Source organism: Nocardia sp. N2S4-5 (genome assembly GCF_044628355.1).
Taxonomy (GTDB): domain Bacteria; phylum Actinomycetota; class Actinomycetes; order Mycobacteriales; family Mycobacteriaceae; genus Nocardia; species Nocardia wallacei_B.
Genome location: NZ_JBIUPM010000001.1, coordinates 2100824 through 2114107, shown reverse-complemented (window position 1 = coordinate 2114107; position 13284 = coordinate 2100824). Strand labels below are relative to the sequence as shown.

Here is a 13284-nt window from a genome sequence, read left to right as displayed (position 1 = left end):
CGGTGAGCCGGCGCCTTCGACGATCGCGTCGCCGGGCTGCGGAGGATGGCGTGGCCGGCGCGAGTGAGGCCGAGCAGCTGGTCGCGGAGATCGCCGCCGGGCTGGCGGAATTCGTGCCGGCGGGGTGGCAGCGGTTGGAGGCGTGGTTCGCGATGACCGTCGTCAGCGAGTCGGCGTGGTTGCTGGCCGACGACGGCACGCGAACCGTCCGGTGCCGGGTGCCGGAGACGGTGTGGGCGGCGGTGCGGCGGCATCGTGCGGTCTCGGCCGGGTCCGGTGACGGGCCGTGGTGGCGACTGCTGGTGCGCGTGGATTCCGATGGCGCCGAGGTCTTGCCCGACCATGGCGCGGAGCCGTTCCCGGGAGAGCAGTTGTTCGCGCCCGAGGCCTATCTCGCCGACCTGGAAGTTCATCCGCGGGAACGCCTGCCGGTGTGGCTGGCGGCGTACATCGGGCGGGTGGCATCGGCGTCGAGGCCGCCGCGGGAGGCGGCGGTGGCGGCGCGTGCGGATCGTGCGGCGGGGGTGCGGGCGGTGCCGGTCGACGGCGAATTGCCGGACCTGACGGTGCTGTGGGCGCGATGGACGGTGCTGGCGGCGGTGTTCGTGGCGGCCGGGTCGCGGCGCGGACCGCGAGTCGGGCCGTCGACGGGGGTGTTCGAGAGCGCGGGCCGCAGCGGCTCGACGCTGACCCTGCTGCCCGGTGACCGGGCGGTGCTCTCGGGTGGCGTGTGGGAGTCGCCGGTGCTGGACGCCGTCTACAACTCCGGTGCGGCGGTGCCGAAATTCTTTGCGGGAAGCCGGGGTGGGTGACGGACCCGGTGCTGAACCCGCGTGCGCTCACCGGTTTGCTGTCGTTCTGCTACTGGTGGGAGGCCGGACGCTGGTATCGAGGCGAGTCGGCCGCGATGGCGGAGTGCGCGCCGGCGATGCCGGCGGTGTGGACGGTCGGCAGCGTGGCCGGTGTGGCCGCGCAGCTGGCGTCCGGGCACGCGGGCGCGGCGGAGGCGGCCGCGGAGTTGGTGGCCGCGGCGCAATCGGGTGCGGTGACCCGGGCGGGGCTCGCGCGCGTGTTCGGTCACGACGACGGCATCGACCTCGACGGAGCCATGTTCCAATTCGTGGCCGCGGGCCTGGCCGCGGACGAGCCGGACGGCGTCGCCGAGCCCGAGGCGGTCGCCCTGGTGCGTGCGCATATTCTCCGGCAGGGCTACGACACCGAGGGATATTCGCTGTCCGGCTTGCACGCCGAGCGGCTGGGCGTGGGGTGGCTCGTGAGTTCGCCGGCGCCGGCGGGTGAGACGACGCTGGATCGCGCGGTGTTCTACGTGGCCGACGACGGCGTGGTGGAGCGGTCGACGTCGTCGGTGCCGCGGGTGGGATTCGTGGCCGGGTTCGAGCGGCGATTCCGGTGGCGGCGGGACCACCGTGGCGCGGCGGGGGAGTCGGCGTGAGCGACGAGCTTCGGCTGGATCCCGACACCCTGCGGAACGACGGCGCGCGCCTGGCCGACCTCGGCGAGCGCGTCGGCCGCACCTACGCCGACCTGCGACGCGGTTTGGCCGCCGCCCAAGGAGCCTGGGGCGACGACGATCTCGGCGAGGCGTTCGCCAAGGACTTCACCCCGCACGCCGATCAGCTGCTGGCCGGTCTGCGGGCGATGGAGGAGAGCCTGCGCGGGACGGCCCGGCAGGTCGCGAACGCGGCCGAGGACTTCCAGACCCAGGACCTCGGCGGGGCGCGGCTACTCGCAGGCGGAGGCGAGCCGTCGGGTCCGGGCTGGAACTACGCGGGCGGGGTGCAACCCGCCGCCCCCGCTTCCTGGCAGTCGCCGGAGAACGGCACTGTCCCAACAGGTTCCGGGTTTGCGGATGGCGCACAGCCCCCTTCCGTGCCCGGCACGGTCCCGCCGGCGTCCGGCACCTCGCCCGGCGCTTCCACCGGGCCGTCCTCGCCCAACGGCCGATCGTCGCCGAACGGTCCGCAGTCGCCGGAGGGCCCGCAGTCGCAGGATCCTTCAGGCGCACCGGGTGGCCGAAACGGCCCGCAGTCTGGCGCGGACCCGAGCCGCCGGCCTCCTGCCGCGGGTGTTTCACCGCCCACCGGTGCCTCGCCACCGGCGACCGGACGGGAAGTGCCCCGCAAGCCGGCCACCGCCGGTCCCGGGCCGACCTCCTCGCGGAATAGGGGCTCCGCTGCCGCCGCGAGACCGGAAACGCCGTGGTCCGGGCCGTCTTCGGGGGCGCCACGCGGTGCCACCGCCGACCAGAATCCTTCGAGTCCCCGCTCGAACACCCCGCCGCGCCCGCCGAGAGCGGCCGAGGACAAGAAGGATCGAGCACGCGAGACGCAACGGCCGGCGGCCGAACCCGGCACCTCCCCACTGTTCGCCTGGCTGGCGCGGACGTTGGCCGACCGACACGGTGTCAGGGTCGTCGGGTTCGATCTGCCGGGCCTGCACGAGGTTCCGGTGCGCCAGTTCGCGGCGGCGGTCGATCGGGTGCTCTCCGACTATCCGGCGATCGAACTCGACGTCGTCGCGGTCGCGGAGTTGGACGACGACGCCGAAGGGGTGCGGTGGCACAGCGAGCCCGGTGACCCGGCCACGGTCCGATCGATCACGCTCGATCAGCGGGTCGCGGGCGATCCGGGCACGGGCGCCGAAACATCGGAAGCCGCAGCGGATTCCGATGATCAATTGATCTACGAGGCGACGGTGCGGGAGCTCGGTCTCGCGTTGAACAGCGCGGGGGACGACGCCGCCCGCAGGGCCGCCCAGCGCATCCTGATCGTCGAGTACATGCGGGTGGCGGCGGGGCGGTACACCACGTTCGGCGAACTGCTGCGCGGGTACCGGGACTGGCGTGCCGAATTGCCCGGCGGCACAGGCGAAACCGGGTTCGACGCACGCCGCGCGGTGGCCGCCGCGTTCGCCGAGGTCGTGCTGCGCCGCGAGCGGGCCGCCGCGCCCGCCAAGGCGCTGCACGCCGCGCTGGTCGACGCGGCGGCGGGGTAGGCGGCGCCGATGGGAGACGGGATAGCGCTGAACCCCGTGGAGCAGGCGCGGCAGGTGTTCGAGAGCCTGCCCGACCCGGCGCGGGGGGTGGTCGAAGCCGTGGTGTTCGGCGGCAACCTGCCGCGCACCGAGATCACCCGGATGCGGGAGCTGGCCGATGGACTGCGGGCGCGGGCCGGTGCGCTGGGCGAGCACGCGCAGGACGCGGGAAGCATACTGGCGCAGCAGGATTCGGTGGGCGCGTTCGCCGACGGATTGCGTGAGATGCTGCGATCGCACGAGGACGGCGCGGGCAAGCTGAGCGAGCAGGCGCTTACCCTGGCCGACCAGGCGGACGGCGCCGCCAACGAAGCCGAGAAGACGATCTGCGTGATGTTCGCGTTCGGCGTCGAATTGGTCTTCCGGATCATCCGGATGCTGGCAGCCGCCTCCGCCGCCGGTCCCGCCGGGCAGATGGCGGCCCTGCCGGCCGTGGAGGCGACCCTGGTGGAGGGCCGAGCCGAGGCCCAGCTCATGCGCGCGGGGCTGAAGGAGGCCTACGGTCGGCTGGCGGCGAAGACGACGGCCGCACTGTCGGCGATGGGACCGGTTCGCTTCGCGGTGACGGCGATACAGAGCGCCGCGCTGCCGATGATCGTCGACGGTGGTGTGCAGGTCCTGCAGGTCGCGGCCGGAGACCGGAATTTCGACCCGATCGGCGACGAGCGGGAGAACCCGACCGGATTCGACGTCACCTCGATCCTCGTCGCGGGGGCCGCCGGGGCCGGCGGTGCGGCGGGCGGCACACTGGCCGCCAAGGTGGGGCCGAAGATGATTCCCCGCATGGAGACCAGCCGCACCCTGGCCGGACTGGTGCACGGAACCGCGGGCGCGGCCGCCGGTCTCACCGCCGCGGCCATGATCACCGGGTGGCCGGAGGACTACCAGCACATCCTGGCGCCGATGCTCAACGGCGCCTTCGCCGGAACCGTCCACGCGCAACCCGGCGCGCACTCCCGGCCCGGCCCGGCCGCCGGCCCGGTGGTCGACGGCGGTGGCATGTTCACCCCGCCCGACTCGTTCTCGGCCGGGCCGCCGATAAAGATCTCGGCGGAGTCCAGGCAGGCGTGGGAGACCGCGCGCGCGGCGTGGAAGGCGCAGCCCGCCAACACGACTGCGGGCGGGGCGGGGGATCCCGGAGCGGTGGCCGCGGGGCCCGGTGCCGCGCCGGTGCCGTCCGTGGCGACCGCGCCGTCGGTCCTGGCCGCTGCGGCGCTGGCGCCCGTCGCCGCCGCGGCCCACCCGAGCGGGACGACGCCGGCGTCGTCCGGCGCGGTGGCGTCCGCTCCCGCCGCCGCGCAGCGCGCGCCGGGCGGTGACGAGGTTGCCCGCGGTGCGGCGCCGGCCGGGCCGCGCGTGACGTCCGGCGCGGAAACCGCTGCCCCGCCGAAGGTTCCGACGTCGACCACGACGCGCGCGGGCGATGACGCGGTCCCCGTCCCCGCACAGCCCCGGGACGGCGAAGGTCAGGGCTCCGCCGCGGCACACGATGCGCGGGCCGGAGAGCATGCGCGCGGCGAAGGCGAGAACTCCACCGCGCCCGGCGGCGAAGGGGAAGGCACGGCCACGTCCGCGCGGCGTCCGGGCGAGGGCGAGCAAGGTGACGCCGACGGCGGCACGCGGAGCGAGCAGCGTGGGGAAGACTCCGTCGCGAATGACGATGCGGCGTCCGGGCACCCTCGCGGGAGCAAAGGAGAGGATTCGGTCCCCGCGCGACGTGCGGCAGACGAGGGGGAGGGCGCCGTCGCGGAGGACGGTGTGGCGACCGGGCAGCCGCGCGGCACTGCGGAGCCGAATTCCGTTGCGGAAGAGGGTGTTCGGACCGAGCAGCGGCAGGGCAGCGAGGAGCCTGGGCCCGATGCCGAGCACGGGGCGCGGGACGAGCAGCGTGCGGAGGGCGAGGATGCCACCACGCAGGACGGTGCGCACAGTGGGCAGCGCGGGGAAGGCGCGCAGCCTGCCGACGGATCCGAGGACGGCGCGGCGGGCGGGCAGCGGCCGGGCAACGAGAACCCCGGTGCCACAGCCGAAGACGGCGCGCCGGCGGCCGAGGCCGGGAAGCGGGCCGGAACGTCCGGCGACGAAGGGGCGGGTTCTCGCGATCGAGCCGACGAGGTGCTGGCCGATTTCCATGCGCGGTCCGGGGAGGACGTTCCCGAGGCGCTGAAGTTGTCGAATATGCCGGACGAGGTGTTGCAGGCCGGGCTGTTCCACGAGGACGCGCACGAATCGCTCATCGCCGGAATGGAAATCATCCGGCGGCACACGACCGACGAAACGCTCGGCGGGATGGTGCTGCGGACGACGCAGTTGGAGGGCAGGTTCGAAATGGACCGGCGCCTGGTGGAGATGCCGCCAGGGCAGGGCAAGACATTGATGTTCATGTCGTATTCGCTGCATCAGGCGGTCCGGCACGGTTCGACACTGCTGGTGACAACCGTCGACGGGCTGGCGCATCGGGAATTCACCGAATATAAGCGGATACTCAGCCGCTACGGAATCGACGCGCTGCGGGCCGATCAGAACACGGGATTCGGTCGTGTGACACCGGGCCGCCCTGCGATCGTGGTGGCCACCGGGGAGACGGTCGGACATCTGTGCAACGCCGGTCACACGCCGCCGCGCCGGGTGGTGATCGATGAGATAGACGCGATCTTCGACCGGGGGAGAAGACGTACATCCAATCCGAAGGCGTACAGGGAAAGGCGCCGGAGGCCACGGCTCAGGAGGTGTTCGCCGCCCACGACTTCCTCGCCGACGCGCTCGCGAAAGGCCAACTGTCTCACGAGGATTTCGGCCTGAAACAGCTCGCTGAAGAAGTCGACGTGCGATTGCCCGACGGCTCTCTCGAGGTGGGAACGGAGTACTGGTACGACGGTCAGGCGGCACTGACACCGGCGGGACAGGCGAAGGTCGAGGCGCTCCCAGGCGGCGAGCAGTGGCTCACGCGCAGAGGGTCGTCGCGGCTCGACATGGCCGCCGCGGCGGAGTTCACTACGCGCAACAAAACCCACTATGTGATGGATCAGGGCAAGATCGTCATCATCGACCAGGGCGAGCACGGTCTGCAACGCAATCCGAAGACGACGAGCGAATCACGGTGGAGCGCCGAGCCTGGCAAAGCGAGTCTGGCGCAAGCAGTGGAGGCTAAAGAGATTCGGGCGGCCGAGGCTCTCGGGATGCAAGCCGAGCAACATGGGATCGCGGTGCGCGCCGATCCTGACTCGGCAAAGTCCATCACCGCGGCCGAGATCTACGGCAGCGACCGGTTTTTCGATCATGTCACCGGCGCCTCGGGAACACTGACCGATCTCGGCCACGTCCTGAAGACGGTATACGGGCTGGAAGCGCCGCACGCGATCGAACCGTTCAACCCGTCGCGGTTGATAGAGGGCCAGCCCGATGTGCATGAGAACACCCGGGCCAAACTGAACGCGCTGGCCGGCTACGCCCACGACATGTGGGACGGCGGGCAGGGCCGGTTCCAGGAAATCCTGTGCCACCGTAACGATCTGGTCGAAAAGCAGGTCAACGCGCTGCTGAGGGCGGGGATACCCCGAGACGCGATCGAGGCGGTCGACGCCGATCGGATCGCGAAGTGGGGCGTGGAGTGGGAAACCAAGCTGCAGGAGATCTTCGACGCCGCTGGTGAGCAAGGCAAGATCCTGGTGATCAACCGGCAGGGCCAGCGTGGGGTGGACATCTCGGTGTCCGACGCGGTCGAGGCCAAGGGCGGCATGCACGTGTGGATGACCGAGGTCCCCGAACACGAGTACATCTACGACCAGGCAAAGAACCGTACCGCCCGCAACGGCAAATCCGGGACGGCACAGGCGTTGATGTCGCCGCAGGACGCACTGATCCGCCAGGCCATGCACCTGCGCGGGGTCCGCGAGGCGGTCGTCACCTACCAGGACGCCGTCACGGCCCACCGTGCCGACCCCACATCCGCCACCCACGACAAGCTGGTCGAGGCCGGCGAGAAGCTCGGCTCGCTGGTGCCCGGGCTGCAACAACGTGCCCACCACCTCGCCACCGAGGCCTTCATCCGGACCTACGCGCCGATCACCAATCCGTTTGCGATCCTCGACCCGACGCCGTCCTCGGCACCGAGCGATTCCGGCCAACTCGACAACCTCACCGACCGCTCCGCGCGGCTCGCCACCCTGCTCGGCATTCACCGCTCGACGGCGACCGCCCTCGCCACAGCGCTCGACCAGGACGACGCGCAGAGCCGCGATACCGCGCCCGATCAGCGCGGCCGGGACGACACAAGCGGCCGAACCGATGCGCTGGACCGAGACTCCGCTCCCACCCGGGACCGAGCCCGAAGCGCCGCACTCGACGGGAACGAAGCGACCGCTCACCACAACGGCGACGCCCTGCCGAGATCTCTCGCGCAGGCGAACCTCCCGGCCTCCGCCGTCGAGACATTGCGCCAGTACCTCGACGCGACCGCGCCCGGAAAGGCACTGCAGCAGGCACTGTTCACCGACGAGCAGGCACGAGCGCACCTCACGCCGCTGCGCGACCGGCTGGCCGGAACGCTCGGCTGGGATCCGGCGGACATCGAGGGCGCGGAGGGAATGCGTCATCTCGGCGCCGCGGTGTCGGCCGCTCAGGTCGAGCTGGCCCGTGCCCTCGGCGACGACGCGACCCGGGACCCGGCTGTGCCGCTCTCCGACATCACACCGGCCAAGGCCCGGGATGTGCTGGGCGAGGCCATATCTCGGAATCTGCTCGTAGACGGCAGTGTCCCACTCGCCGACTCCGATGACGTCGTCGCCGCGGCATCGCTCTACCTGGCCACCACCGCCCTGCTCGATCTGGTGACCGAATTACACCGGCGCAGCCCCAACAGTTGCGTCAACAACGGTGTGACCGCGATGCGCGTGCTGTGCAAGGCCAACGCCGACCAATTCACCATGCCGCCCGGCGGCATCCCGCTGCGTGGCCACAACTGGGCCACCGTCCGAGGGTCGTTCCGCGGCGGCTCGGCGAAGTACTCCCGAACGCTGGACGAGGCCGTCGAATCGTTGAAGAACCGCCCCGGCGGCGCGCAGGTCCTGGTCTACAAATGGAAGAACACCGAGAGACAAGGCAGCGGTGACGCCGACAACCACTTGGTGGTGCTGGTCAACGACAGTAAACCCGGCGAAGAACCGAACCTGGTGGTGGTGGACCTCGCGGCGTCCCGCGACGGCAGAACCGACGACGATTTCGACGCGACGGACCTGGCGGACCGCCGCACCTTGCTCAACAAGGCCGTCGAGTTCGAGAAATGGCGGAGCGAACAGCAGAAGTTCATCGGCCGGCTGCCTGAGTCCGAACGCCTCTTCCGGACAATCGATTTCGACGAGCACGGGGATCTGGTCACCGATACGGCCGTCCGTGACATCCCTCCCGAGGAAACACTGGATCAACCGGTGCCGGTGGACGAAGGTTTGTGGCGTCAGGTCGACGAGGCGTACGAGGACATGCTCGAACTCGCATCCACCGGCAGTCACCCATCGGGCACCCCGGACTCCGACGACGCCGCTTCCGGTGTACCGCGAATGCAGAAGGAATTGCGCGACGCTCTCAGCTATATAACGCCGACCGACCGCGACCCGGCGGTCATGCGTGACGCGCGAAAATTCGTCATCGGATGCTATTGGGAGTACCAGCGGCGAGGACAGACCGAGTCGTCTGCGGCGCGCAGCGCGCGCCAGGTCACTGTCAATATCCGGCGGCTCGCCAAGAAACGTGACGTCGTTTTTCCTGACCTGCTGGCCGACCTGTATAGGGCGGGAGCGACCGCGGCGACATGGAAGGCGGTCTGGGCCGACTGGCGAGTCAAGGGCTCAGACAGCATCGGCAGCCGGCCGCCCGCGGACACCGAAAGCCTCGACGCCGACGTCGGTCTCGAGGGCACCGTCGGCAGTAGTCCCTTGAGCGAATTGGATTACGCCGCACTCGCGCCCATGGTTCACGGAGACCAGTGGTCCACCGACCCCGCGCTCGGCGAAATCTGCAAGCAGCGCGGATTCGACGGGTTGCCGGTCGTCGCCGGGGCGGCCGAACTCGACGCGCTGATCGCCGCGGGCGGTCGCGAATTCTTCCGCGGAGTGAGTGCGGCCGAGCATGTGGAGCTGTTCCGCAGCGGCCCGTATTTCCCCGGACGATGGCAAGGCGCCGACCACGGCAACGGCACCTACGTCACCACCAGCAGGAAATCCGCGCTGGAGTACGCCGACGACCGCCCGGACCGCGTGCTGCGCATGGTGATGAGGCCCGAATCGCTCGCCCGGGCCGTGGATTACAGCCGGGTGCGCGCCGAACAGCGCGCCGAACTCGACGCCATCGATGCCGAACTGGAAGACCTGGCCGCACGTCCGCGACGGCCCGAGGTGCTCGCCCGCCAGGAGTACCTCGGGCACCGCCGGGCCGTGCTCGCGGACACGGGCCGGTTTGCGGCCGCGATGGGCTACCCCGGCTACCACGCCGTCGATCCGGGCGGACACTACGGTGAGGTCTGGGTGATTCTGGACCGGACGTCGGTCACCGTGGACGAGGTTCCGCACGTTCCCGCTCCGGCCCCGCGTCCGACCGCTCCCAAGGTGACCGAGCCCCTGATGCGCGCACCGGGCGAGATCGCGAGGATCATCGCAGGTCTGAGCGGTCCGCAAACGCCGAAGTCGGACTCCGCCGAACAGGAGCGCGACGAGACTCCGAACGCGCCGATCCGACCGGACCCGGCGCGCGCGACGCGAGAGGAGCTGAGGCTCTGGGCAACTCGTCTCTCGGACGACGCCCTGAGGACCCACCTCGCCGATACGCACACCGAGACTTCGGCACGCCTCGTCGCCGTGCGGCGTGGACACCCACCGGCCCGCGCGGCGACCGTCGCCACGGCTCGGGTGCAAACCGCACTGGCCGCCGAACAATGGCGTCGGATCGCCGGCGGCGGTTCGGGATCGGCGACGGCGGTGGCGGCGGCCGCCGCCGATGTCTTCGAGATCATCGGAGCTCTCCAGACGGACGAACGGCATTCCGCACCAGACGATCTCGATATGTTGACCCGATTCCCGGAACGAGTGCTCGCCGCGGTCGAACTCAACATCGGACGTATCGTCGACGCCGCGGACTGGGCGAGGCTCGCCGACGACAACCTGCTCGCGCAGGGGGACGGCGACGACTGGGAACCGGAACTGATGCGCGCGCTGCGCGAGTTGCCCTCGCGGGCGGCCGGATTCGCCGCGGCCCGTACCGGCTCGGAGCAGGCTTTCGGTGAAGCGGCGCGGCGATACATCCCCGATGCCTACCGGGCGGCGCTGTATTTCCTGACCCGCACCCGCGATACCGAGCGGGCGGTCGCGCTGCTTCGCGACCTGGACCACGCTGTGGCGATGGCGGCGGACCGTCTCGGACCGGCCACCCCCGCCCCGGCCGATCGCTTCGGGCCCGCCGCGCCTGCCGTCGCGGCGGGACTGTCGCTGTATCAGCTGCGCATGGACATCCATCAGGCGATCGCGGCTGCGGGCGGCGCGACCGCTTCCGCCATGCGCACCGCCGCGCGGCGGGGTCTCGCGGAGAATGTCCTGCTGCCGCGGATGGTCCAACGAACCGTGGACGATCTCGGCGTCCTGGCCTGGTACGGCTCCGAGACGCCGAGCGCCATCCGGCCGTACTACACAGCGCACCGTGTCGCACCCGAAGGTCTCTTCGACGACCGCTCCGCGCGACTCCCCACTCGCCGAACGCTGGCCATCGGCGTGTACGCCGGGCATTTCGTCGCGGCGAGCGGCTCGAAGACAGAGCATCTGACCACCGGCTCGGGCGGCATCTCGTTCGTGATGGATCGGTGGGGACGCATGATGGCCGGTGACGACCATGACGCCCTGCTCCGGCTGATGTCGGTCATGGGGGACGAGCTGGCCGGATGGGGCACGCTGGCCACCGACGACTACGGGCGACCGGACGGGCCGGTTCACTCCTACCGGGCCCGCGAGCTCTTCGATCCCATGGGCACCGCCCAATTGCGTGATGTGTTGGCGCGCGGCGGAATTCGCCTCGACGACAGCACCTTCGACAACGAAAGCCAAGGCCGATTCTGGCGAGGCGACCCGCCGCCGATACCGCAGCTGTTCGACATGGACGCGGTCGGTTTCCACAACAGCATCGAGGCGCTGTTCGCGGGTTACGGCGAACACTTCTGGGTGAAGGCCGATCGTGACACTATTGCGCTGAGCCGCAACGAAATACGAATACCGCTGACCCTCGCCCCGCTGCGCCGCGAACCCGGCCACCTCGAAGTCGTCGCGCAGCGGCAGGGCACACGCACCATCCTCCGCTATCGCGATCCGCACCCGGGCGCCGAACCCGAACAGGTCGCCCCGGTCTTCGCCGAACTACACCGGCGAATGACCCGCTGGGCAGCCGAATCCGGCACTGTCGACTGGCACCCGGACACCGCCGAGGTGGTCCGCACCTTCGCACAGCACCTCGACCGCGCGCGGCCGGAGCAGGACGGCACCCACATCGGCAGCCGTCCCACCGATTCCACACCGGAGCTGGAAGCGTTGGGCGCCACGGCAAGAGTCACCGACGCGTTCATGCGCCGGTTCTATCCCGACACCGTTTCGGAAAGTTCGCCGGACGACGACAATCCGTCCGGTCTCATCGGCAACCGCCCGGACGAACAGTCGGACCATCCCTTCCGAATCCTCGACGATCCCGGAATGTCCGGCGACCGTGAGGTCGAGCCCGGGTACTGGGGGCACTACGGGGCGGCGGGGGTGCTGGTCCGGACCTTCGACGAGGACGGCGAAGAGGTTTTCCTCGTCTGCCGCTCGAAAGTCGGATTCTCCCAAGGTAATTTCCAGCTGCCCGGTGGCGCACTGTGTGCGCGGGAGACGCCGGCCCAAGGGGCCGCCCGCGAAATGAACGAGGAACTCGGCGCGGACGCGGAATACCTGGCCGGATTGGCGCATCGGGGGACTCATGTAATCGGCGGGCCGCGCGGATGGAAGTACCACGTCCTCGTCGCGGACGCGCCGCAGCGGTTCGACCCGGTGGCGGACGGCACGGAAACCGCCGAGGCCCGCTGGGTCACGCGCGCGGAACTGGCGGCGATGGCCCGGCGCGGTGAGGTGCACTCGGCCCTGACCAGGCACCTGCCGCGCGTGCTGGGCTTGTTCGATCCCGAGGCGGACGTGCCGGACGTGCCGACGGCCGCCGAACCGGAGACCGCCGCTGTCGAACGGCCCGATCGTCCCGCGTATCGCGTCCTGGACCGGGAGCTGTTCGACAACTACGTGCAACTGAAGATTTTCGGTAGTGCGACTTTCGACGATCCGTCGCGCCTGCTCGAGGTTCAGCAGCGAAACGAGCAGTTCTTCGCGAGATACCCGCAGGCACGCGAGCTGGCGATATCCGGCCAGTTGGTGCAGTACGAACGCGTGCATCAGTACACGGCCGAGCTGGCACGCGAGCTCGGCCTGAGCGTCGGCGCGCTGAGCGAAACGCTGACTCGCGAACTCACCGACCTGGTCGAAGGCAAACCTCTCGCCATCCGCATGCGGCAGGAGGCACTGTTCGGGCTGCTCGCCGACGGCCGGTTCAAGACCCAGTTCGAGGGCATGCTGGGCGGTGGCCGCGCCGGCGAGGTGGCGCGGATGGAGGACCGGTGGTTCGGCAACCCCGAGGACATGGACCCGCGGCTGCGCCCGGTCTACGGACTCGTGCTGGTCGACGGCGAGCGCCCGGCCGGGCTGTCCGACGCGGCCACCTCGGCCGGGCTGGCCGACATCCGCACCACGCTGTACACCGAGAAGGCGGCGATGTACGGCCGGATCGAAGTGGTGCTGAAAGACGATGTCCGGCAACGGGCCACGTTCTGCGTCGGCGATTCGCTCGTCTACTCGGGCAGCCAGTTCGACGGCAAACCGGCGCGGACCATGCCCTCGCCGTTGCTCGACCCGCGCCCGGAGTCGTTCGGCGTCGTCCCGCTGTCCGCGAATGTGGCCGTGGACGATCACGCATTGCGCGGAATCGAGCGCGACTACTCCGGCGCACTCTTCCGCCGGCACCAGTTCGTCGAGTCTCACATCCACGGCGGTGTCACCCTCTCCGACATCGACCACATCAATCTTCCCGAACCGCCCGACCCGGAACTGCGCGCCGTACTCGACGACGCGGGTATCCCGTGGCGCGTCCTGGACAGCCACGCCGTCGCCCGCAGCGGCGACG

Annotated in this window: 4 protein-coding genes and 1 pseudogene; all 5 read left to right on the top strand. The window is 70.5% G+C overall.

The window, feature by feature from the left end; translation table 11 throughout:
- Positions 1-50 precede the first annotated feature (50 nt).
- The gene (locus ACFMRZ_RS09235) at positions 51-812 is read left to right on the top strand and encodes a hypothetical protein (RefSeq protein WP_400178732.1); all 762 of its coding nucleotides are present in this window, start codon (positions 51-53) and stop codon (positions 810-812) included.
- Complete coding sequence (locus ACFMRZ_RS09230; RefSeq protein WP_400178731.1) at positions 809-1453, top strand: hypothetical protein; 645 nt, start codon at positions 809-811, stop codon at positions 1451-1453. The genes ACFMRZ_RS09235 and ACFMRZ_RS09230 overlap by 4 nt, the downstream gene beginning before the upstream one ends.
- Positions 1450-3015, top strand: a complete 1566-nt coding sequence (locus tag ACFMRZ_RS09225; RefSeq protein WP_400178729.1) for a hypothetical protein — start codon at positions 1450-1452, stop codon at positions 3013-3015. The genes ACFMRZ_RS09230 and ACFMRZ_RS09225 overlap by 4 nt, the downstream gene beginning before the upstream one ends.
- 9 nt (positions 3016-3024) lie before the next feature.
- Positions 3025-5856 (top strand): DEAD/DEAH box helicase, encoded by a 2832-nt coding sequence (locus tag ACFMRZ_RS09220; RefSeq protein WP_400178728.1) that lies wholly within the window; start codon positions 3025-3027, stop codon positions 5854-5856.
- A gap of 170 nt (positions 5857-6026) precedes the next feature.
- Positions 6027-12164: pseudogene (locus tag ACFMRZ_RS09215) on the top strand (NUDIX domain-containing protein); the annotation flags it as partial.
- Between the last annotated feature and the right edge of the window lie 1120 nt (positions 12165-13284).